Source organism: Colwellia hornerae, from assembly GCF_007954355.1.
Classification (GTDB): domain Bacteria; phylum Pseudomonadota; class Gammaproteobacteria; order Enterobacterales; family Alteromonadaceae; genus Colwellia_A; species Colwellia_A hornerae.
Window position 1 is genome coordinate 66,876 of record NZ_VOLR01000013.1, and the last position, 24,125, is coordinate 91,000.

Here is a 24,125-nt window from a genome sequence, read left to right on the forward strand (position 1 = left end):
GCACTAACAAGTATTTTATTGATGTATTGACCCGGGAAATAAGTTTATTACAGCCAATTAAATTGACTGACAAAAAAGTTAACGTATCAATAAGTAGCAATGGTGTAAAAAATCACCAAGAAGATGTTGAAAATGCCTTGTTACAAGCATTAATACTGATATTAGATAAAGAGTTAAAAATTACGCTTAAAAGAGCGTGGATCTCAATAATTAAACGTTTAGTAGGGAGCATTATTATTGAGTTAGTGCTTAATCCTATGAAAATAAAAGATAACATTCAATCGATAGGGAATAATAATACCATGGGTAAAGATACCGAAATTTCAGTTGCACAAGCTAAAGAATTGCAATTTGCAGATATGTTAGCTCAAATAGAAGCGCTTAATAGAGTTCAAGCGGTTATTGAGTTTAATATGGACGGGACGATTATTACCGCCAACGAAAACTTCCTATCGACGTTAGGTTATAGCTTAGAAGAAGTGCAAGGCCAGCATCATAGTATGTTTGTCGAAGCAGACTTTAAAATAAGCTCAGAATATCGAGAATTTTGGGCAAGCTTAAATCGTGGTGAATTTGAATCAAAAGAATATAAACGCATAGGTAAAGGTGGTAAAGAAGTTTGGATCCAAGCCTCTTACAATCCTATGCTTGATTCAACAGGCGTGCCTTACAAAGTGGTAAAGTTTGCTACTGATGTTACCCAAGAAAAATTAGTCAATGCCAATTTTTTAGGTCAGATTGAAGCGATCAGTAAAGCACAAGCGGTGATAGAATTTAATATGGACGGTACTATTATTACCGCCAACGAAAACTTCCTATCGACGTTAGGTTATAGCTTAGAAGAAGTGCAAGGCCAGCACCATAGTATGTTTGTCGAAGCAGACTTTAAAATAAGCTCAGAATATCGGGAGTTTTGGGCCAGCTTAAGTCGTGGTGAGTATGAATCTAAAGAATATAAACGCTTCGGCAAAGGCGGTAAAGAAGTTTGGATACAAGCCTCTTACAATCCTATTTTAGACTTAAATGGTAAACCTTTCAAAGTGGTTAAATTTGCCACTGACGTCAGTCAACAAAAATTAGTAAACGCCGACTTCTCTGGGCAGATTGCAGCGATAAGTAAAGCACAAGCGGTGATAGAATTTAATATGGACGGTACTATTATTACCGCCAATGACAACTTTTTATCAACCTTAGGTTATAGCTTAGAAGAAGTGCAAGGCCAGCATCACAGTATGTTTGTCGAGCCAGAGCTTAAAGCGAGTGTCGAATATAGACTGTTTTGGGAAAGCTTAAATCGTGGTGAGTATGAATCTAAAGAATATAAACGTTTAGGCAAGGGTGGTAGAGAAATTTGGATACAAGCCTCATACAATCCTATTTTAGACTTAAATGGTAAACCTTTTAAAGTAGTGAAGTTTGCCGCAGATGTTACTGCACAAAAATTAGTATATGCCGACTTTTCTGGGCAAATTGCAGCGATAAGTAAATCACAAGCGGTGATTGAGTTTAATATGGACGGCACCATTATTACCGCCAATGACAACTTTTTATCGGCATTAGGTTATACGCTTAGCGAAATAAAGGGTCAACACCATAGCTTATTTGTCGAGCCTGGCCACAAATCTAGTATAGAATATCAGCAGTTTTGGCAAAAGCTGAATCGGGGCGAATTCGACACTGGCGAATATTTACGTATTGGCAAGGGGGGGAAAGAAGTTTGGATCCAAGCCTCTTACAACCCTATTTTAGACTTAAACGGAAAAACCATGAAAGTGGTTAAATATGCGGCAGATATCACCGAAAGAAAACTAGCGATTGCCCAAATTAAAGAAACGTTAATGACCCTATCCGAAGGTGACTTAACGCAATACATTGAAACAGAATTGGTGGGTGAATTTAGTATTATTGGCACTTCTATTAATGAATTTATCGATGTATTAAGTAATATGGTTGGTGATATTCGCAGTGCATCAACCAATGTTTTTGATTCAGCACGAGAACTTGCTGAAGGAAATAATGAACTGAGCCACAGAACAGAATCACAAGCCTCTAGTCTTGAAGAAACAGCGTCTGCTATGGAGGAGCTCACCAGTACCGTCCAGCAAAACGCAGAAAATGCATCAGAAGCGAGCAAGTTGTCAGCTTCGGTTATGGACAAAGCGAGCAATGGTGGTGCGGTTGTTAAAAATGCTATTACGGCGATGAGTGACATTAATAAGTCGAGTAAAAAGATTGCCGATATTATTAGTGTTATTGATGAAATTGCCTTTCAAACTAACCTACTAGCATTAAATGCTGCAGTTGAAGCGGCAAGAGCGGGTGAGCAAGGCCGAGGTTTTGCCGTTGTTGCTGCAGAAGTTCGTAACTTAGCTCAACGTTCAGCCGGTGCCGCTAAAGAAATTAAAGGCTTAATAAATGACAGCGTTGAAGCGGTAGGTCAAGGAACTAAATTAGTTGATGAAACCGGTCAAACCTTTACTGAGCTGGTTCATGCTATTGAAGAAGTCAGTAAAATGATCAGTGATATTGACAGTGCCGGTAAAGAGCAATCGGCAGGTATTGGCGAAGTTAGTGCCGCAGTTAGTCAAATGGACGAAATGACTCAACAAAATGCCGCATTAGTCGAAGAAGCAGCGGCGTCGAGTAAGTCAATGGAAGAACAGTCGCAAGCGCTGCTTGATCAAGTTGCCTTCTTTAATAATGGCGAAGATGATGAACAAGAGATTCACACACCCGTTCGTCGCTCACCACAAACAAGTAGAAGACCGGCAAGTAGACAACCAGCGAGTAGACAGCCTGCCAGTAGACAACCAACAAGAGCGGCGAGTAGACAACCAACCAGGCCAGCGCCAAGAGCAAGGGTGACTCGAAGCAAAACTGAATCTGATCAAGAATGGGAAGAGTTTTAGGACGTATTATAAATGACAGAGCGTGATAAAGCGTTTCAATTAAGTAGCGATAACTTTAACTTTCTTTGTCAATTTGTTTATGACACGGCTGGCATTGTGCTCAATGCCAGCAAAAAAGAGATGGTATATCGTCGGCTTACTCGTATTATTCGTGAACGTAAACTTGCCTCATTTACGGCTTATTGTGACTTATTAAAGGCAGATGCTGAAAAAGAGCAAGATTACTTTATTAATGCGATTACCACGAACTTAACCAGTTTTTTTCGTGAGCAACATCACTTTGATTACATGACGGAACATGAATTACCTACGTTACTCGGTAATCGTTTGTCGCATCATAAACGCTTACGAATTTGGTCCTCTGCAAGCTCTACCGGAGAAGAGCCTTACAGCATTGCTATTACTGTACTTGAAGCCATGAAAAGCCAATTAAGCCAATGGGATGTAAAAATACTCGCGACAGATATTGATAGTAACGTCTTAGCTGCGGGGAAAAAAGGGACTTATGATGAACGCCGTATAGAAGATGTGCCGAGGAAATTGAAAGAAAAATATTTTACCAAAGGTATTGGTATTAACGCCAGTAAAGTAAAAGTAGATAAACAGTTACAAGCACTTATTACCTTTAAAAAATTGAATTTATTACATGACTGGCCAATGAAAGGGCCGTTTGACATTATTTTTTGCCGAAACGTGATTATATATTTTGATAAAAAAACTCAGCAAGAATTATTTGCTCGTTATTATGAAATGTTAGCACCGGGCGGTTTACTTATTCTCGGGCACAGTGAAAATTTAGGTCAATATCAACAATATTTTGAAAGTGTTGGGCGTACCATCTTTAGAAAAGCATTTTAGCCGTTCTATAATAAGTGAATAAATAATTATGGTTTTAAATCGACAGGATAATATTTATGTTGAGCAATGCTTAAAGCAATGTTTACCTGAATTTGCCCATATAAACCATTATTGGGACACAAAAAGAGCACAAGTGATCGCTAAAATTCTCCCTGGTGAGTTTTATATGACCCGCGATAATGTTGCTATAGCGACTACACTAGGATCTTGTATTTCAGCCTGTATTTGGGATGAGCATAGTGGCATAGGTGGTATGAATCATTTTATGTTACCGCTAACCGATAAAGAAGCGCATGAGGTCGATTGGGGGCAACGAGGCATGGCATCTGATGCGACACGTTATGGCAACTTTGCTATGGAACATCTCATTAATATGATTTTAAAAAATGGCGGTCGAAAAGTAAATTTACGCGCTAAGGTGTTTGGTGGTGGTAAAGTCTTAAAACACATGTCTGATATTGGCGAGAGAAATATTAGCTTTGTGATGAAATATCTTGCTGACGAGGGGATCCCCGTCGAAGGTTCAGACTTAGGTTCTTTTTTCCCTCGCAAAGTTTTGTTTGAACCAATCAGTGGCCGAGCTTTTGTCAAGACTATTGATAATTTACATAACGATACTATTGCGCGTCGAGAAAGTGCGTACAGAAATCGTATTGACCAAGCCCCTGTTGAAGGTGATGTAGAATTATTTTAGTGTTATTAGCCATAACTATGGCGTTTAGGATGTTAGTTATAAGCAACCAATGAAAGCGTCGATTATTGAAATCGTATTGACCAAGCCCCTGTTGAAGGTGATGTAGAATTATTTTAGTGTTATTAGCCATAACTATGGCGTTTAGGATATTAGTTATAAGCAACCAATGAAAGCGTCGATTATTGAAATCGTATTGACCAAGCTGCCGTTGAAGGTGATGTAGAATTACTTTAGTTTTATTAGCCATAACTATGGCGTTTAGGATATTAGTTATAAGCAGCCAATGAAAGCGTCGATTATTGAAATCGTATTGACCAAGCCCCTGTTGAAGGTGATGTAGAATTATTTTAGTTTTATTAGCCATAACTATGGCGTTTAGGATATTAGTTATAAGCAACCAATGAAATCGTATTGACCAAGCCCCTGTTGAAGGTGATGTAGAATTATTTTAGTGTTATTAGCCATAACTATGGCGTTTAGGATGTTAGTTATATGAAACCAATTAAAGTGTTGATTATCGATGATTCTTCCGTTATTCGAGCGGTTGTTCATGAGGTTTTAAAATATGACCCTGAAATTGAAGTCGTTGGCGAAGCTAAAGATCCGATTGTTGCGCGCGAGCAAATTAAAAAACTAAACCCTGATGTACTCACTTTAGATATCGAAATGCCAAAGATGGACGGTATTACCTTTTTAAAAAATTTAATGCGACTACACCCTATGCCAGTGGTGATGTTATCAACATTAACCACTAAAGGAGCTGATATAACGCTACAAGCTTTGGAAATAGGGGCTATTGATTTTATTGCAAAACCTAGTTTTGAAGCCTTGATTGCCAATAAATCTAGCTTCAAAGAAACCTTGTTAAGAAAAATAAAATTTTCTGCAACAGTGGATAATAAAAATTACCAACTTAACAGCGCGCTAACAAAACCCTCAGCGGTTAGCCTTTTACCCTTTAAAGGTTGTCAACGCTCAAATCATTTAGTGGCTATCGGTGCATCAACAGGAGGCACTGAAGCCATAAAAGCTATTCTTACTACCTTGCCAAGTAATTCTCCCCCCGTGATTATTACTTTACATATTCCGAAAACATTCAGTGCAAGATATGCACAACGAATGGATGAATGCTGTGCTGTTCATGTGCAAGAAGCTAGACATGGGCAAAAAATTAAAGACGGTAATGTTTATATTGCACCAGGTAATCTTCATCTTAAAGTAGAAAGTAAAGGGGGAGCACTTTTTTGTCTCTTAGAAGACTCACCTGATGTCAACCGGCATAAGCCTGCGGTTGATGTTTTATTTAACTCATTAATCCCAGTAGCTAACAATGTCCAAGCGATATTATTAACGGGTATGGGCAAAGATGGCGCAAAAGGTTTATTAAATTTAAAAAATGCCGGTGCGATGACGATTATCCAAGATAAGGCGAGTAGTTTAATTTGGGGGATGCCAGGCAGTGCTCATGCGTTAAATGCTCAGGTAAAAGAGTGCTCATTAGTCAATATATCTAAGGAAGTTTTAGGTCATGCTGCACTTGATAGAAAGGCGATTAAAGAGGCTCTTTATGAAAAATAAGCCGATACTACTATTAAGGTCTGGACTTGTTATTGTTGGCGTAATACTGATTGATCTTTTATTTTTTCAAATGAGTTATTTATCAATTACGCTGGCGTTACTCCTGTCGATTGTCTTGACTATGTTATATCAAAATCATAACGCTTCTTTGATAACATTAATGGCAAATGATACTAAAAATAGTAAGGTACGAAATGAAAATAGCAACGAACAAGAAATTAAAATAACCCTGACAAAAATCGCTAGTTTACTTAGCCAGCAAATGACCATAGTTGATACCGAAGTTGATCGAGCGAGTACCTTAATACAAGAGGCTACAACAGGTATTGCAGATAGTTTTAAATATTTAAAAAGCTTAAGTGATGAACAACAAGTCATGCTCAATACGGCTATTGGTAATCATCGAGGTGCTGTCGATGAAGAAGGTACCACCATCGAATCTTTTGTTCATGACTCGAGTGAGACTTTAGATGACTTTGTACAGGTGATTATTACCACCAGTAAACAAAGTTTAGAGGCAATGTCATTTACCGATGAAATGAGTAAACAGCTCGACGGTATTTTCAACTTATTGGGACAAGTTGAAAGTTTAGCCAGTCAAACTAATTTATTAGCACTTAATGCTGCCATAGAAGCAGCGAGAGCCGGAGATGCAGGAAGAGGCTTTGCCGTAGTGGCCAATGAAGTCAGGGCATTATCAGTTAATTCCACTGAACTTAATAATAATATTAGAGAAGAAATATCTTCAGCACAAAATATTATTAATAAGCTAAGGAGCTCTGTACAGACAATGGCTTCAGCCGATATGACCGCCACACTGGAAGCTAAAAGTAGAGTCAGTGTTATGGTTGAACATGTCGGTGAGTCTAATTTACAAACTAATGTCATTGTTGAAGAACTCGCTGGTTTATCGCCAAAAATTGCTGAAACAGTGGCAATGGGGATACGGGCATTACAGTTTGAAGACTTAACGCGGCAAGCACTTTCAACACTTAAAAATAATACTGAAACTATTACAGCACTGAATCAAATTTTAATGGAATTTGAATCAGATAATAGTAATACTAACCAAGAGTTACAAACCTTACAACATCAATGCCAGCGGCTGATTGACCAATCTCACTATCAAAATGAGCAGCGCAGCGTTTCTCAATCATCTATGGATGAAGGTGATATTGAGTTGTTTTGATTTTTAAATACTAGGAACGATTATGAATGTTATAAAGCAAGTATCTGAAGATAAAAAAAATATAGAAATTAGTATTGATGGCAGATTTGATTTTTCTTTACATCAACACTTTCGAGATGCTTATATTAATTGTAAAGAAAAAAATTCGATGTTTACAATATGCTTATCAAAAACCACCTATATGGATAGCTCTGCTTTAGGTATGATCTTATTACTGAAAGACCATGCAGAAAATTATTCAGGAAAAGTGGTGATTAGTAAGCCAAGTGAGTCAGTCAATAAAATTTTAGAAATCGCACAATTTCATCGTCTATTAACAATAGAATTATAGGTTACAGTGGTGTTAGCTGAAAAAAATGATGTTAAATTAGCACTAGTTGTCGATGACTCTGCCATGCAGTGCAAGGTGTTAAGTGTCTTATTAAAAGAGCAAGGTTATCGGGTTTTTACGGCTAATGATGGCGCACGTGGCGTGGCAATGTATGTTAAATACAAGCCTGACTTAGTATTAATGGACATAAATATGCCCATTATGAACGGCTATGAAGCAGCAAGAAAAATTAAAAGTTTATCGCAAGATAATAGCCTGTGCCCACTGATTTTTATTACCAGCATGGACACGGATAAAGCCTTTATTGAGTGTGTCGATGCCGGTGGTGATGGCATTCTTGTCCGGCCATTTTCTCCCGAAGTTTTTAAAGCTAAAATAAAATCAATTCAACGAATTAGTGATTTATACGGCCAAGTTAAAATCTTGCAACAAGAGCAACAAAAAGACGCTGAGCTTGCTGAGCAATTAATGTCGGGTGTTATTGAAGCAAGAAATTTTTCGCTTGACCGCATTGGTATTATTAAGCGACCGGCAGCATTATTTAGTGGTGATATTCAACTTACCGCTTTATCGCCTAATGGCGATGTTAATGTCATGCTAGGTGATTTTACTGGTCACGGCTTACGCTCATCTATTGGTGCTATTCCCTTAGCTGAAACATTTCGCGCAATGACCAAAAAAGGTTTTTCATTATTTGAAATTATTAACCAAATTAACCAGAAACTTTATAACCTGCTACCTGCCGATTTGTTTTTAGCTGCAGGTTTTGCCAGTATTTCTAGTCACGATAAATCTGTTTATGTTTTTAATGCCGGTTTACCTGACGCTTATTTATTTTCAGAGCAAGGAAAAATAAAACATCAGATATCATCAAGCCATCCACCGATAGGTGTACTTCCTAAGCTGTTACCTGATAGCAAGTTAACCATATATGGTATTGAAGAAAGCGACCGTATGGTTTTGATCAGCGATGGTATTGTTGAAGCGAGAAATGAACAAGGTGAAATGTTTGATTTTGACCGATTCGAGCAGGCGGCGATCCATGGTGTTATTAATCATACGGTCAGTGAAAGTGTGCTTAAGGCGGTTAATGATTTTTGCCAAGCTATGCCACAAGAAGATGACATTTCCTTAATTGATATTCCTTGCGGTGGTTGGGAACACATTCTGGTTGCCAGTCAGGGCATAACTAATATTTCAGCTGATCAGCTCGACGATATTTATATTTCAAAAGATCCCGCCTGGCATTGGCAGTTAACACTAAGTGGTAAGCGTTTAGCCTCTATAAATCCAATCCCTATGGCAATGAACCAAATCAATGAAATAGAGGGTCATGCCGATCATTGGCAAAGTTTATACAGCATACTCACCGAATTATTTGTCAATGCTCTCGACCATGGTGTCCTAGGGTTAAGCTCAAACTTAAAAGCGAATGCGGACGGTTTTTCTCAATATTATAAAGAACGAGAACTGCGCTTGGGAAATTTAGAACATGGCTTTATTGACTTACAAATAAGTCATTACCCACTATTAAAAGGTGGACGAGTGATGATTAAAATACAAGATAGTGGTCAAGGATTTGATATAAAAAAATACTACGAGAAAAGAGTAAATAAGCCAACAAATAAACTAGAGCTAAGCGGTCGTGGTATAGAGTTAGTTGAGCAGCTGTGTGACAGCTTAGATTTTCAAGATAATGGTAAAGTGGTCGAAGCATCTTATGTATGGGCATCGTAAGAACATCAATATTTTAATTTATTACCAATGTATAAGGCATTAATGTGAACATTTTAGTTGTGGATGATAATAAGTTTATCAGAGAAGTCGTTAGTGCAATGATCATTGACAGTGGTCATATTGCCGTAGCCGCAAATGGTCATGTACAGGCAATGGCGGCATTAAATAAAGAAAGCATAGATTTGGTGCTCATGGATATAGAAATGCCAGAAGTAGATGGTTTTGCCTTAACAAAAATGATGAGAAAGGAATATCCGCAATGGTTTCCTATTATCTTTCTTAGCTCTAACGACAGTGAAGAGTATTTAACCAAAGGTATCGATGCCGGTGCCGATGATTATTTAACAAAACCAATAAAACAAGTGATTTTAAGCGCAAAATTAAGAGCGATGGAACGTATTGCCAAAATGAAAGGTGCACTTGAACGCGCAAATAAACAACTAGAAATACTCAGTAGTATCGACCCGCTAACGCATATACTTAACCGAAGAGGGTTAGAGGAAGTGCTCGCTAGCGCTTGGCAAAGTAATGAGCGCCAAGTAGGAGAATTATCAATATTGATGATAGATATTGATTTTTTTAAACCTTATAACGACAACTATGGCCACCCACAAGGCGATAAATTTTTAGTGCAGGTTGCCAATACGTTTAATGAAACCCTTAATCGAGCCACGGACTCATTAGCTCGCTATGGAGGTGAAGAGTTTATTGTTGTGTTGCCTTTTACGCCAGTTGAGGGCGCTAGATTTAAAGCAAAAGAGTTAAGTTTGGCGTTATTAAGTCAAAAAATAAAACATGAATATTCATCGGTATTTCCTTATGTGACGGTCAGTATTGGTATTGCTACAACAACCGCAGCTGATCAGGTCGCCAATGCAAGTGAACTAATAAAACAAGCGGATATCGCTTTGTATCAAGCAAAAAAGCAAGGGCGTAATCGCTCTAGTGTCTTTCAAGAAAATGCTTAACAACTGCCTTAATTAAGGTTGAAATCTCATAAAAAAAGGAATTATTATGCCTAAACCCCGTTTGTTAATTATTGATGATGACCAAGATTATCTTGAACTGCTTCATGAAGCATTAGCCGATGGTTTTGACGTGAAGTGCGCGACTAATCTTAACGACGCGGATAGGTTAGTCAGTGATAATGAACTTTTTGACATAGCCTTAGTTGATGAAAATATTGGTGCAGATAAAGGTTCGCAATGGATAAAACGTAACGTTGAACAACATACCGTTGCAACTTCTTTTGTCTTGTATTCTGGCCTCGCAACCGAAGATGCCGTACTTAAAGGTTTAGAATGTGGCGCAGATGATTTTCTTGCAAAACCTATTTCTTTATTAGCATTGGATAAAAAACTTAAAAAGCTTATTTCTTACCAAGATAAGATTCACAGCTTTGAAACAGAAATCAGTTCAAAAGACCGAGTGATCAATGTTTCTATGGCACAAGCCTCTAAATATGGTAGCTGTATGCAGCTAACCTCTCGGCTTAATCATTGTTTTACCTTAGAGAAAATTAGAGATGAAGTATTTTCGTTTCTTTACACAATGAATTTACACGGCTGTATTGCTTTTTATCCTATTAACGAAAAGCCGTTGTTCTTTAGTTCTAAAAACGGTTTTTGTTCTCCTGTCGAAATTGATGTCATGAAGCTATTAAAAGTAAAACCTAGGTTATACCGCTTTAGCTCTAGAACTATTTTTAATCATCCATTGTGCTCAATCCTTATTTTGAATCTAGAGGATGGCGCGATTGACACCGATATATATATTGATGCTTTAGCTTCTGTGATTGAATGTATTGGCGCCCGTATTGCTTTTATTACCTACAAAAACTCCTTGGTACAGGTACAAAGTAAAATTCAGCAAGCTGTTTCTACCACCAAGAATATGATTGCTATCTCTAAGCACCATCAACAAGAAGTGATGAATGAAATTGTCACCAACATCGGTATGAGCTTCCATGTCTTAGAAATGTCAGATGAACAAGAGCAATATTTAACTAACTTGGTTCATGGTGCCTTAAAAAAACATTCACAAGATGATATCAATTTTCTAGAAGTTACCGACTTACTTGATGGTGCCTTAGCCAGTGTCGATGAACTTGAAGTCCTTAATCAGCAACAAGCAGAAGAAACTGTTGTTTTTGATGATGAGGATGAACTCTTTTGAACGCTGACTCTGACGATTTAATGGTACCGATTAATAGTATTCCTTTTTCGGTTATTCAACTAGATCATCAAGGTATTATTACTGGTTGTAATGGTTGGGCAGAAAGGTTTTCTGGTTATTGCTTAGCGGAAATTAAAGGGCAACCCATAGAAATACTCTTGCCCGATAAATTTACTGATGCGCATGTGAAATTTCGTGATAACTACCAACGTGGTTCAGATGTTATGTCGGGCGTCAGAAATGTTGTTTTATTGAGTAAATCAAAAGAGCTGCTCAATTGTACGATAAAAATAAGCGAAGTTGCAGACGGTTATATCGCCTATCTTATGGATTCACTTTTAAAGATTAGTAACGACGATAAGACCATTAATGAGCAAGCGTACCTGCCACATAACATAGAATCTTTAACATTATCAAAGCATACCCATAAAATATTAAACAGCATAGAAGAAGCTTTTTGGGAATGGAATATCATGGAAGGAACCCTACTTTATTCCGCACAAGTTATGGCTATGCTGGGCTACCATGCAGAATCATTTTTAGGGCCGCTTTCTTTTTGTGAAAAATCGTTAAAACAAGAAGATTTAGCCAGTCTTAACCGTCAAGCTAAAGCACATTGTCTCGGAGAAATACCCTGTATAGATCTAACGCTGTCAATCACTACAGAGCAAGGCGCAACAAAGTGGTTAACTGTTTTTGGTAAAATTATGGAATATAAGGGTGAACTCGCCTATAAAATGTTTGGCTCGGTAAAAGATATTACCGCGCAACACCAATTAGTTGAAAAGCTAAAAGAAAGAAATAACTACCTATTGTTAGCTGAAAGTTTAAATAAATCAGGACATTGGCGACTAGATTGTATTGAGAATACCTTGTATTGGTCAACAGAGCTTTATAAAATTCATGGTGTAGACCCTACCAATTATCGACCAAAGGTAAATACGGCCTTAGATTTTTATCTTGTAGAAGAGCAGGCTAAGGTACGAAATTATGTAGATAATGCGATTGCCAATAAACAAGGCTTCTACTTTAAAAGTGCGATAAAAAATCAACAGGGCAAAAAAATCAAGGTGGAGTGTGTTGGTGAGGTCGAACTGAATACAGCGGGTGACGTTGTTGGTATTTTTGGCGTATTTAAAGATATTACTCAATCTGAAACTATTTTTGAAAAATTAAAATTACTCGCCATGGTCAATTACACGATAAAGGTGCCGGTTTTTTTTATTGATGACAAAGATAATGTTGTTTATCAAGATTTAACACCAAACACTGCCGATAGTAGTTCAGTGCTTTTTAATTATATTAATTTCAGTATTACCGACTATCTTGCTTTTAAACGTAAAGCGAAAGCGTGTGGTCAACTTAAAGAAACGCATATTAGTTTTGATCAATACAATAGTGTTTTTGATTTATCGGTAACGTATGAAGCTGATGAAGGCATCTTTATTTGGATTGTCGAAAACGTTACCGAGCAATTTCGTAAAGACCAACAACAACTGATCAGTAATCGACTCGCTTTACTGGGTAATACTTTTGGTAATGTTTCACATGACATCAATAATGTACTAGGCGTTGCGTTAGGGGCGACCGAAATGTTAGAGATTAAATTCGCCCAAGGTGAACGAGATATTTCAACCTATATTGAGCGAGTCAAAAATGCGATCGATAAAGGTAAAAGTGTTACCGAACGTTTATTAGCTTTTACCCGTAAACCCACCATTAAAATGGTCCGCTTTGACCCGATACAAGATATTATTGATAACCAATACCTTTTTAAACAATTGTTACTTTCGACCATAGATTTTCGCATCAACACCAATGAAGTATGCTGTGAAATAAAGTTTCCTCAAGGTGAATTTATTAATATATTGCTCAACTTAGTGTTAAATTCTCAAGATGCGATCCGCGAAAGAGGCTTGATTGGACAGATAGAAATATCTGCTAACCTTAATAAGGAGCAAAATTTAGAAATTCATGTAAAAGATAGCGGTGTAGGTATTGAGCAAAGTAATTTGACTAAAGTGTTTGATCCCTTTTATAGCAGTAAATCAGTTAATAAAGGTAACGGTATTGGTTTAGCGAATGTTTATAGCACGATATATAAACATAATGGTCATATACAAGTTGAAGGGCATGGCAGTTTAGGTGGCGCGCACTTCACTTTGGTCTTCAAGTGCCGGGTTTTAAAAAATCCACCAATAAAAGCTCCTATAGCGACTAAAAGCCAATTAAATATGAAAGGAAAGCGCGTACTTATTTTGGATGATGAGATAAGTATTGCTGAATTTGTCTCTTTGTATTTAGAAAATGAAGGCGTTAAAACTCAACATACTGACAATAAAGTTGATTTAATTAACATCTTAGCGACTGAGCAACCTTTTGATATTTTTATTACAGATATGATTTTACCCGACATTTCAGGTCGAGAGGCGGCAGAGTTGGTGAAAGCAAAGTTCCCCGATATTCGTATTTTCTCAATCAGTGGTTATATTGCCGAGGAAGATAAACAATGGAATTACCCGGTCTTACGAAAACCTTTTAACTCAAAAGAATTAGCGAATTTTTTAATTGAAAACAATTAAATTTGAGCTTAAATATATGCGATGACGTTTAGCTGCTTACTTGCCGGTTAGTTTTTTATTAGCGATATTTTTCATAAATCTTCAGTAATAACCTATGGTTTACTCATTATTCTTATTGTCGTTGCTGTATCACAATTGCATATAGGCTTTGGTTCTAGTATGTTATTTGATAGTCACTTGAATATTTAGCATTTTCTCAAAAAAAACATTGCTTCAGGCAATATTTTTATCAGGCATGAATTGATTCACCATAAAGAGAAGTAGCACTTATCAAAAATAATCATTTACATAATAATGGCGATAGTAAAGCACATCATCATACTGAGCAGCTATTCGCTAAAGACAAAAAAAACTTCTCTATCGGAAAAGTCTTTAGCTCATTAGCATTTAAAATTCCATTTGCCGGTTTTTCTTTATCACTCCTTATTGCTTTTGCGGTCGGTACGGTATTTTATATTGAAAGTCAGCAGTTAGTGAAAGAGCAAGCTTTTGATGAGCTCAACATTAAAAGTAAAATTGTAAGACCATTAATTGCCTATTTTTATCGAGAAAGTGCTAACGACTCAATCTTCCTCAGTAAGACCGCGTCAATACAGGGTATTATTGAATCAAGCAAGTCTGATGATGAACAGAACCTATTATGGCGGCAAAAATTACAGGGGATATTCAAAGAATTTATCAAGAATAAACCCATTTATAAAAATATAAGTTACCTAGCAACAGAGAATAATGTTCGCAGTATAATCAGTGTCGACAATAAAAACGAGCAAGTGAAGGTTATCCCCTTTGAGCAATCAAGTCAGAATATAACGCTAGATTCATTAAAGGCGGCCTTGTTAGTAGAACAAGGAGAGGTATACTTTTCAGAAATATCTTATCAAAAAGGTATTCAGGGCAGGCCGTTACAAAGTTCTTTGTTTATTGGTACTCCTATTTACACTGCCGATAACGAACTTTTTGGCTCAATAACCATAGAAGTTGATTTTTCATTATTTATTGAGCGGCTTAAGGAAAATGCCTTAGAAAAGGTTACTTTTTACCTTGCTAATTCAGCGGGAGATTTTATTTATTTTCCAGTTGATCAAAAAATTGATAAAAATAATATCAATATTATTGAAAAATTTCCGTCGCTGAGCGCTCTTTTTTCCTCAACAGCCACTATTGATGAATTTTTGCAGGATAAAGAGATAGAGGTTGACAATAAATTAGCCTATTACTCTACTGTGCAGTTTACCGGATTTGGCCAATTAAACCCTTTGCATTTGGTTATTGAAAACAAAAGTAATATTTATTTGCAATCATTAGAGCGAATGAGAACGCGAGCAATATTCTTTAGTTTTATACTCGCCGTGTTAAGTTTGGTTTTGTGTGTTATGGCATCAAAGCGGATAACACGTGCTCTGTTGTTGATGACTAACAGTGTCGCTCAATATGAAGAACAGGGCGTAATTGGTCAGTTACCGGTGCAAGAAAATGATGAAATTGGTGCTTTAGCGAGAAGCTTTCAAAATTTATTAATGCAAATAGAACAAAAATCGATTGTGCAAAAAAGTGAAACAATGCGTGCAGAAGATGCTTTAGCCAAGCTTTATTCTATTTTAAATTCAATCGCGGATGGTGTTATAAATATTGACGACAAAGGCTATATTATCGCTTTTAATCATGCTGCGGAAAAAATATTTGGTTATCAAACCAGTGAAGTTATTGGAAAGAACGCATTATTTTTGGTACCGATAGATAATACTATTAACCAAGCGGATGAATTTCAAAAGTTTTTACAACGTAGTTCAAGTGACGTTAAAGGCCGAGCACTTGAACTGACTGCGATGAGAAAAAATGGCGAAAAGTTCTTTATGCATTTAAGTGTCAGCAAAGTAAATGTCTCTGGTGATGTTGTTTTTACAGGACTGATACGTGATATCACTGAAAATAAGTTATTAGCAGCAGAAAGAGTACGTAGTGTTGAAAAAGCCGAAGATATGGCATGGCGTTTAAATTTTGCTTTATCAGCGCCCAAAATAGGTGTCTGGGATTATGATATTCAAAGCGGGGTAAGCCACTGGGACAGCCGAATGTACGAGTTATTTGGCTGTGATAAAGACTCAACAGTACCGACAGAAAAAATTTGGCGAGCAGCCATACACATTGACGACCTTAAATTTGTTGAAGAACAGTTTATCCGTGAAGTTAAGAAGGGTATTGCACTCAACTTTGAGTATAGAATTACTTTGCCCGATCTAACTACTCGATATATTGAAACACACACCCAAGTCGTTAGTGATAAAAACCAAAATAATTTCAGAGTGGTGGGAACCCATCGTGACATAACCGAGCAACGAAACTTACGTACTTTAAAGCAAAACGCTTTAGATATGGCTGAGCAGGCTCTGCTGTTGCGTTCGCAGTTTCTTGCCAGTATGAGTCATGAGATACGTACCCCGATGAATGGCGTTTTAGGGATGTTAGGTTTACTTCAACAAGGTAACATCGATAAACAACAAGCACATCATTTACAACTAGCCAGTTCAAGCGCGCAATCTTTATTATCCTTAATTAATGATATTTTGGACTTTTCAAAAATAGAAGCTGGAAAACTGGAGCTCGAAATACTTGATTTTGATATTCGTAGCCAACTTGGCGACTTTGCTGAGTCGATGGCGATAAAAGCGCAAGAAAAAGGCTTGGAACTGATACTGGATGTTTGTGGTGTAGAGCAATCATTAGTGAGAGGCGATCCTAGTCGTTTACGACAAATACTGTCAAATTTAGTCAGTAATTCAATAAAATTTACCGAGTCTGGTGAAGTCCTTATCAAGGCGTCGATTAAAAAACATCAACATCAGCTGCAATTAATATGCACTATTTCAGATACCGGGATTGGTATTCCCGAAAGTAAAATGACCGCCTTGTTTGACTCTTTCACGCAAGTAGATGCTTCTACGACACGTAAATATGGGGGGACGGGATTAGGACTGGCCATTGTTAAACAATTAGCCCAACTTATGTCAGGGGATATCACAGTAACAAGTACCGAAGGTCAGGGCAGTGCGTTTACCTTTACCATACTACTTAACGAAAGTGAAAATTCTCAAAAGGTAATGCCTCAGGTCGACATTAAAGGGAAGCAAATACTCATCGTTGATGATAATGCAACAAATTTAGCCGTGCTAAAAGGGCAGTTAGCTATTTGGGGCGCAGAGGTTACCGAAGCGCAAGATGGTTTTACTGCTCTTGAGCAGGTTGTTAATCACCCTGCAGGCTTTTTTGATGCGGCAATACTTGATATGCAAATGCCTGGCATGGACGGTGTTACTTTAGGTAAACGCTTAAAGGTGCATCGACATACTCAACAAACTAAACTTATTATGATGACATCAATGAGTGATAGTGGAGATACTAACTTTTTTGAACAACTTGGTTTTTCGGCGTACTTTCCAAAGCCAGCAACAACCGCAGATTTATTTGATACGTTAACCATTGTCTTAGACGACGAGGGATCTTTGAATTTGAATAAACCCTTTGTTACCCAACATAATGTGCATAAATTAAAACATCCGAGCGCTAATCGGGTAATTGCCAAAAATACCCGTATTTTATTGGTCGAAGACAACCGTATTAACCAAGTTGTTATTCTAGGTGTACTTGCTAATATCGGCTTATCAGCAGATGTTGCTGGCAATGGGATCGAAGCCCTGGCTGCTTTGAATATCTCACCAGAAGATGCTCCTTATCAAATTATTATTATGGACTGTCAAATGCCTGAAATGGATGGCTACGACGCGACAAGAGCAATACGAGCAGGAGAGGCTGGTGTTGTTCATCGTAATATTCCTATTATTGCGATGACGGCCAATGCAATGAAAGGTGATAAAGAAAAATGTTTAGCGGCAGGTATGAGTGATTATGCGAGCAAACCAGTAGATACTGATATTTTACTTAAAAAGATATCGACTTGGGTCGGGATAGATACTTTCGCAGCCGATTCTGATGATAACATTGTAGCGATTACAGAGCTTGTTACTGAGAGTGACACTGGCGATACTGCCGAGGATAGCCGTTCAAAGACAAATGAAGATATCATTTGGGATAAAGCTGGTTTTTTAAAGCGCATTAGAAATAATGACAAGTTAAGTAAACAACTCATCACTTTATTTATTGAGGATATGCCCGCCCTTAAAAATGAGTTGATTTCAGCGATGGAAAATGAGTTGTTTAATGATATTATTGCATTAGCACACAAGATTACCGGTTCCTCCAAAAACTTGGGCGGGATTAATCTTGGAAAATTAACACGCCATATTGAACAATCGGCTAGAATAGAAAGTAGCGGCGAGATGTTGTCGTTACAAAATGATTTAACAAGGGAATATGACTTGTTAATTGACACGTTACAAAAATTTTTAACTACTAAAATATGATCAATGAGCCTGTAAGGATGATAAGCGATGGATACTAAGAAAAAATATAACATTCTTGCTGTGGATGACGCTAAAGATACGCTCATGCTGTTAGAGTTTGATTTAGGCGAAGAAGGTTATCAGGTGTTTACCGCAGAATCAGGCGAACAAGCCTTAGAAGTTTTAGAAGAGCAATCGATAGATCTCATTTTATTAGATATGTATATGCCAGGTATTTCAGGTTTAGAGATGCTGCACAAATTAAAAGCTCATCCTATTATTTTCAATACGCCGGTGATTATGTTGTCGGCTTCAGATGATGAAGATCAAATCGTTGCTGCTTTAGAATTTGGCGCGGATGATTACGTCACTAAACCTTATATCCCAAAAGTATTGTTGGCGAGAATACGAACCTCTCTGCGGCTTTTAGAAAAAACTTTAGAGCTAGAGTCTCTGGCTAAAACAGATTTTTTAACTGGTATTCGTAATAGAGGCGCTTTTGAAGACTTAGCCAGTAAAGCGATTAGCCAAGCAAAGCGCAGCAATCATCCGCTTGCTGTGGCGATGCTCGATATAGATTTTTTTAAAGCCGTTAACGATAATTATGGCCATGATGCCGGAGATAAAGTCTTAGTTGAATTTGCTGATATCATCTGTGACTGTTTTCGAGATAATGATATTATTGGTCGCGTTGGTGGTGAAGAATTTGCGATATGTATGGCAAATACCTCAGCAGAAAATGCCCTTATTGCCTGTGAACGCTTAAGAGAGAGAGTCGCACGTAGTGAAATACAGGTTGATGATAGCAAAGATGCAAAGGTATCTGTGACGGTAAGTATCGGTTTGTCATTGGGCAGGGGCGATGAGATGAGCTTAGAGGGCTTGTTAAAAGAGGCGGATCTTAGCCTATATCAAGCAAAGCATAGTGGTCGAAATCAAGTGAAACTTTATCAAGAAATTAATGCTGTTATCGCTGATGATATTGTCGATGAATCACCCGAAATCAGTGAAGATGAATACCCAGGTATTGATGCTGATATTGGTATCGGTAATGTGCTCGGCGATGAAGACCTTTTCGCTGAAATATTGGTGATGTTTTATGAAGACCATTCAAAAGACAGCGAAAAGATTCAACAAGCGATCAGTAGTGATGATCAACCGGCCTGTAAGCACTTAGTACATACCTTAAAGGGCGTTTCTTGCTCTGTCGGTGCCATGCAGCTGTTTGAATTGACCAAAGCATTAGATGATGCAGTAAGTCTTGAAGACAAAGCGCGCTATCAGCAATTGTATCAACCGGTTGCTGCGGAGTTAGTTAAGGTTTTAGGCGGTATTGAAGTTAGATTAAGCGCACAATTATAAGTGTTATTGGTGTTGAGAGACCGGTGTATTTGTCGCTCAAAATCTAATCTGCGCTATTTAGGGATGTTTAAAAGCCAGTAAGAATCTTAACAGCAAGTCACTCAACAATAAGTGTAATGTCACTCCTAGGTACACAACAGCAAGAGAGTATTTCACCATCGCCAATAAAAGCCAGGGGCTCTCCTTGAGGGTAGTAAATTTCACCCTCAACTAAGGTGACTCGACACGCCCCACAAAAACCATCACGACAATGATAATGCACTTCTACATTAGCCTTCTCTAAACAGTCAAGCAAGTTTTTATCATTGGCTTGAAAAGTAATGGTCTTATTATCAACACAAATACGGTGAGGTTGATTATCCTCAGGCAATTTTTGCTGGCGAATAGCCATATCATTAGCACTTTTCATTTAAAAAGGCTTACTGGCAAAATGTGCTAATGATGTGATAAGAAAGCATGATAATAGGTTCTTTATTTAAAGGTTAAAACCATTAAAGGTCGAAGCCATCAAAGTCATCACTTGATACAGAGGAGTCAACTTGACCAACTAAGTAACTTGATATTTCAGTTTCTTGTGGCGCGACTTGAACATTGTCTGATACTAAGTAAGCATTCATCCATGGCAGAGGATTACTTTTTATATCAAAGGGGGCATCAAAACCAATAGCGGTTAAGCGTTGATTACTGATGTACTCAATATATTGATTTAATATTGCCGCATTTAAGCCAATCATAGAGCCGTCTTTGAATAGGTACTGGGCCCATTCTTTTTCTTGTTCAACAACATCAAGAAATATCTGTAAGCCTTGCTCTTTCATTTCTTGAGCAATGATTTTCATTTCAGGATCATCTCTGCCAGATAACCAGTTATTTAAAATATGTTGAGTACCGGTTAAATGCAAAGCTTCATCACGGGCAATAAGCTTAATAATCTTAGCATTACCTTCTAATAATTCACGCTCGGCAAAAGCAAATGAACAGGCAAAGCTGACATAAAATCGAATAGCTTCTAAGGCGTTAACTGAACAAACAGCAAGATATAAACGTTCTTTGAGCTTGCGTGTTGATACTTCAATCATCTCGCCGTCTACTTCGTATGAGCCTTCTCCCTGAGACTGAAGCAGTTGTGTGGTGATGATCACAGAATCAAAGTATTTAGCGATACTTGAGGCGCGTTTTAAAATAGCTGGATTAACTACGATATCATCAAAAATCTCACTCGGATCTGAAAACAAATTTCTCAAAATATGCGTGTAAGAGCGAGAATGAATGGTTTCACTAAAAGCCCATGTCTCGACCCATGTTTCTACTTCTGGCAATGAAACAAGAGGTAAAAACACAGCATTTACCGAGCGAGCCGCCATCGAATCAAGTAAGGTTTGATATTTTAGGTTGGAAATAAAGATATGTTTTTCTGAAGGCGTTAAACTCTGCCAGTCAGATCTATCTTTAGAGACATCAACTTCTTCAGGACGCCAGAAAAACGATAACTGTTTTTCAATGAGTTTTTCAAAAGCAATAAAACGTTGTTGATCATATCGCGAGACATTGACACTGTTACCTAGAAACATTGGCTCGAGTAACGCATTATTAGGAACTTGATTAAACGTGGTGTAGGACATCTATTTCTCCTTGATAACACGCATGATGGTCAGTGCCTGTTATCGAAATTTTTTTAAAATTATATTTATGACCGGTATGCTAGAAGCTCCATTGCTAAAAAAACAATGAAGCTTTGTTTGTGCGCACAATTAAATTTTACATGCGCCGCCTTCACAGTCTTCTTCTTCTAATCCGAGCATATTCTCAGACGCACCATCACGGGTGTTATGGTAATACATGGTTTTAACGCCTAATTTATAAGCGGTTAAAATATCTTTCAAAATTTGCTTTACGGGTACTTTTCCGCCGTCAAAGCGGGCAGGATCGTAGTTAGTATTTGCAGAAATCGTTTGGTCGATAAACTTCTGCATGATACCCACTAGTTGCAAGTAGCCTTCATTATTTGGAATATTCCAAAGTAACTCGTAGTTATCCTTTAATCTTTGATACTCAGGGACAACCTGCTTTAAAACACCATCTTTACTAGCCTTTATACTGATTAAACCTCGTGGTGGTTCAATTCCATTGGTGGCATTTGAAATTTGTGATGAAGTTTCAGATGGCATTAACGCTGAAACCGTTGAATTTCTTACGCCATGCTTCTTAATACTTTCGCGCAAACCTTCCCAGTCAAGATGCAGGGGTTCGCCGGTAATGTCGTCAATGGTCTTTTTATAAGTATCAATCGGTAAAATACCTTGCGATAAACGTGTCTCATTAAATTTCGGACAAGCGCCTTTTTCTTTTGCTAATTCATTTGATGCTTTTAATAAATTAAATTGAATGGCTTCAAAAGTACGGTGAGTTAAATTATTGGCACTTCCGTTTGAATAATATACGCCGTTTTTAGCTAAGTAATAAGCGTAGTTTATTACGCCTATACCCAATGTTCTTCTGCCTATAGTGGCATTATAAGCCGCTGGCATTGGGTAGTTTTGGTAATCGAGTAAACTATCAAGCGCTCGAACAGCAAGATCTGATAAACCTTCTAATTCATCTAAGCTTTCTATTGCGCCTAAGTTAAAGGCTGACAAGGTACAAAGGGCTATTTCGCCATTTGGATCATTAATATCATTCATTGGCTGGGTCGGTAGCGCAATCTCTAAACACAAATTACTTTGGCGTATCGGTGCTTGTTGAGGATCAAATGGGCTATGTGTATTACAGTGATCGACATTTTGTAAATAAATTCGACCTGTGCTGGCACGCTCTTGAGCAAATAAAGTAAATAACTCAATAGCTTTAATACATTTTTTACGAATTGAGTCATCAGCTTCATATTTCACATACAAAGCTTCAAATTTCTCTTGGTCTTCAAAAAATGCATCGTAAAGGCCAGGTACATCGCTTGGACTAAAGAGAGTAATAGACTCGCCTTTAATTAAACGTGTGTACATAAGCTTATTGAATTGCACACCGTAATCTAAATGACGGACACGGTTTTCTTCAACGCCTCGGTTATTTTTAAGGACCAGTAAGCTTTCAACTTCTAAATGCCAAAGTGGATAGAATAATGTCGCTGCGCCGCCTCGAACACCACCTTGTGAACAACTTTTAACAGCCGTTTGAAAATGCTTAAAAAACGGAATACAACCGGTATGAAAGGCTTCACCATTACGTATTGAACTACCTAAAGCGCGAATACGGCCAGCATTGATGCCAATACCTGCTCGTTGTGAAACATATTTAACAATAGAGCTAGAAGCGGCGTTTATTGAATCTAAGCTGTCACCACATTCAATTAATACACACGATGAAAACTGACGAGTAGGTGTACGTACCCCTGCCATAATCGGTGTAGGTAACGATATTTTGAAGGTTGAAATAGCGTTATAAAAACCTTCAACATATTTTAAGCGCGTTTCAACAGGGTATTTAGCAAATAAACAAGCGGCGACTAAAATATATAAAAACTGAGCACTTTCGTAAATCTCACCCGTTACCCGATTTTGAACAAGGTATTTACCTTCTAATTGTTTTACTGCGGCGTAACTAAAGTCTAAATCGCGAGAGTGAACAAGGAATTTTTCCATTTGTTCAAACTCGGCTTCGCTATAATCAGCTAAAAGGTGCTCATCGTATTTACCATTTTCTACCATACTAACAACGTGAGAAAATAGTTTAGGTGGCTCAAATTGGCCGTAGGCTTTTTTACGTAAGTGAAAAATAGCTAAGCGTGCTGATAAATACTGATAATCAGGTGTCTCTTCTGAAATAAGGTCAGCGGCAGCTTTAATGATAGTTTCATGAATATCAGCAGTCTTGATCCCGTCGTAGAATTGAATATGAGATTTCAACTCAACTTGTGACACCGAAACGTTATCAAGGTCTTTTGCAGCCCAAGTGATAACTTTATGAATTTTTTCTAAATCGATGAGTTCTTTTTTGCCATTACGCTTACTTACAAAAAGATTATTAGTCATGAAAAGCCTGTCATTTATTAATTATGCTGGTCGCTTTATTTACCTAACGTTGTTCATTAAAAACACGTTAAGTGAACACTTATCAGTATTATATCTCCCCTAAAACTTAGAACAGCACAAAAAATCGTCTGAACAACAAATACACTATATGTAGGGGTTTTCTAAAAACTGATCACAAGATAATGAGGTTTGGTTGTTTTTGCAAGTGATAAACTACACAGTTTTTAATAACTTTCTTTAGAGTAAAAGTTCAGTTAGTAACGACTAACTTAGTAGTGCTTTTTATTT

At 37.5% G+C, this 24,125-nt stretch carries 15 protein-coding genes; 12 read left to right on the plus strand and 3 right to left on the minus strand.

Going from position 1 to position 24,125, the window contains the following annotated elements; all coding sequences use genetic code 11:
• The first annotated feature begins 359 nt into the window (after positions 1 to 359).
• The 12 genes from ESZ26_RS10750 to ESZ26_RS10805 all read left to right on the plus strand — a co-directional run bounded on the left by ESZ26_RS10750 (position 360) and on the right by ESZ26_RS10805 (position 19,812).
• The gene (locus ESZ26_RS10750; protein ID WP_455423428.1) at positions 360 to 2,909 is read left to right on the plus strand and encodes a methyl-accepting chemotaxis protein; all 2,550 of its coding nucleotides are present in this window, start codon (positions 360 to 362) and stop codon (positions 2,907 to 2,909) included.
• A gap of 12 nt (positions 2,910 to 2,921) precedes the next feature.
• Positions 2,922 to 3,767 (plus strand): CheR family methyltransferase, encoded by an 846-nt coding sequence (locus ESZ26_RS10755; protein WP_146799627.1) that lies wholly within the window; start codon positions 2,922 to 2,924, stop codon positions 3,765 to 3,767.
• 28 nt (positions 3,768 to 3,795) lie between these two features.
• On the plus strand, positions 3,796 to 4,461 hold the full coding sequence (gene cheD / locus ESZ26_RS10760; protein ID WP_146799628.1) for a chemoreceptor glutamine deamidase CheD: 666 nt from the start codon (positions 3,796 to 3,798) through the stop codon (positions 4,459 to 4,461).
• 492 nt (positions 4,462 to 4,953) lie between these two features.
• Positions 4,954 to 6,039, plus strand: a complete 1,086-nt coding sequence (locus tag ESZ26_RS10765; protein ID WP_146799629.1) for a protein-glutamate methylesterase/protein-glutamine glutaminase — start codon at positions 4,954 to 4,956, stop codon at positions 6,037 to 6,039.
• Complete coding sequence (locus ESZ26_RS10770; protein ID WP_170246361.1) at positions 6,029 to 7,228, plus strand: methyl-accepting chemotaxis protein; 1,200 nt, start codon at positions 6,029 to 6,031, stop codon at positions 7,226 to 7,228. Before ESZ26_RS10765 ends, ESZ26_RS10770 begins: the two co-directional genes overlap by 11 nt.
• 22 nt (positions 7,229 to 7,250) lie before the next feature.
• Positions 7,251 to 7,559, plus strand: coding sequence for an STAS domain-containing protein (locus ESZ26_RS10775; protein WP_146799631.1), 309 nt, complete (start codon positions 7,251 to 7,253; stop codon positions 7,557 to 7,559).
• Between the two features lie 9 nt (positions 7,560 to 7,568).
• Positions 7,569 to 9,296 carry an ATP-binding SpoIIE family protein phosphatase gene (locus ESZ26_RS10780; RefSeq protein WP_223271615.1) on the plus strand — a complete coding sequence of 576 codons (1,728 nt, stop codon included), beginning with the start codon at positions 7,569 to 7,571 and terminating at the stop codon, positions 9,294 to 9,296.
• 44 nt (positions 9,297 to 9,340) lie between these two features.
• Positions 9,341 to 10,264, plus strand: coding sequence for a GGDEF domain-containing protein (locus ESZ26_RS10785; protein ID WP_146799632.1), 924 nt, complete (start codon positions 9,341 to 9,343; stop codon positions 10,262 to 10,264).
• A 46-nt stretch (positions 10,265 to 10,310) separates the two neighbouring features.
• Positions 10,311 to 11,471, plus strand: coding sequence for a response regulator (locus ESZ26_RS10790; protein WP_146799633.1), 1,161 nt, complete (start codon positions 10,311 to 10,313; stop codon positions 11,469 to 11,471).
• Positions 11,468 to 14,053: a hybrid sensor histidine kinase/response regulator gene (locus ESZ26_RS10795; protein WP_146799634.1), complete on the plus strand. Its 2,586-nt coding sequence runs from the start codon at positions 11,468 to 11,470 to the stop codon at positions 14,051 to 14,053. The genes ESZ26_RS10790 and ESZ26_RS10795 overlap by 4 nt, the downstream gene beginning before the upstream one ends.
• A gap of 473 nt (positions 14,054 to 14,526) precedes the next feature.
• Positions 14,527 to 18,471: a response regulator gene (locus ESZ26_RS10800; protein ID WP_146799635.1), complete on the plus strand. Its 3,945-nt coding sequence runs from the start codon at positions 14,527 to 14,529 to the stop codon at positions 18,469 to 18,471.
• 27 nt (positions 18,472 to 18,498) lie between these two features.
• Entirely contained in the window at positions 18,499 to 19,812 is a 1,314-nt protein-coding gene (locus ESZ26_RS10805) for a diguanylate cyclase (protein ID WP_146799636.1), read from the plus strand.
• 97 nt (positions 19,813 to 19,909) lie between these two features.
• On the opposite strand, the gene yfaE is transcribed toward ESZ26_RS10805, so the two are convergent.
• The 3 genes from yfaE to nrdA form a co-directional block, all read right to left on the minus strand.
• Positions 19,910 to 20,203 carry a class I ribonucleotide reductase maintenance protein YfaE gene (yfaE, locus tag ESZ26_RS10810; protein WP_146799676.1) on the minus strand — a complete coding sequence of 98 codons (294 nt, stop codon included), beginning with the start codon at positions 20,201 to 20,203 and terminating at the stop codon, positions 19,910 to 19,912.
• Positions 20,204 to 20,303: 100 nt separating this feature from the next.
• Positions 20,304 to 21,434, minus strand: coding sequence for a class Ia ribonucleoside-diphosphate reductase subunit beta (nrdB, locus tag ESZ26_RS10815; protein ID WP_146799637.1), 1,131 nt, complete (start codon positions 21,432 to 21,434; stop codon positions 20,304 to 20,306).
• Between the two features lie 129 nt (positions 21,435 to 21,563).
• Positions 21,564 to 23,837 (minus strand): class 1a ribonucleoside-diphosphate reductase subunit alpha, encoded by a 2,274-nt coding sequence (gene nrdA, locus ESZ26_RS10820; RefSeq protein ID WP_146799638.1) that lies wholly within the window; start codon positions 23,835 to 23,837, stop codon positions 21,564 to 21,566.
• Positions 23,838 to 24,125: the final 288 nt, after the last annotated feature.

Excerpts from the sequence above, each read along its gene's own strand:
- nrdA (WP_146799638.1), bottom strand. The coding sequence starts at position 23,837 with ATGACTAATAATCTTTTTGTAAGTAAGCGTAATGGCAAAAAAGAACTC.
- ESZ26_RS10805 (WP_146799636.1), top strand. The coding sequence starts at position 18,499 with ATGGATACTAAGAAAAAATATAACATTCTTGCTGTGGATGACGCTAAA.
- ESZ26_RS10775 (WP_146799631.1), top strand. The coding sequence starts at position 7,251 with ATGAATGTTATAAAGCAAGTATCTGAAGATAAAAAAAATATAGAAATT.
- cheD (WP_146799628.1), top strand. The coding sequence starts at position 3,796 with ATGGTTTTAAATCGACAGGATAATATTTATGTTGAGCAATGCTTAAAG.
- yfaE (WP_146799676.1), bottom strand. The coding sequence starts at position 20,203 with ATGGCTATTCGCCAGCAAAAATTGCCTGAGGATAATCAACCTCACCGT.
- ESZ26_RS10755 (WP_146799627.1), top strand. The coding sequence starts at position 2,922 with ATGACAGAGCGTGATAAAGCGTTTCAATTAAGTAGCGATAACTTTAAC.
- ESZ26_RS10750 (WP_455423428.1), top strand. The coding sequence starts at position 360 with ATGTTAGCTCAAATAGAAGCGCTTAATAGAGTTCAAGCGGTTATTGAG.
- ESZ26_RS10770 (WP_170246361.1), top strand. The coding sequence starts at position 6,029 with ATGAAAAATAAGCCGATACTACTATTAAGGTCTGGACTTGTTATTGTT.
- nrdB (WP_146799637.1), bottom strand. The coding sequence starts at position 21,434 with ATGTCCTACACCACGTTTAATCAAGTTCCTAATAATGCGTTACTCGAG.
- ESZ26_RS10765 (WP_146799629.1), top strand. The coding sequence starts at position 4,954 with ATGAAACCAATTAAAGTGTTGATTATCGATGATTCTTCCGTTATTCGA.
- ESZ26_RS10790 (WP_146799633.1), top strand. The coding sequence starts at position 10,311 with ATGCCTAAACCCCGTTTGTTAATTATTGATGATGACCAAGATTATCTT.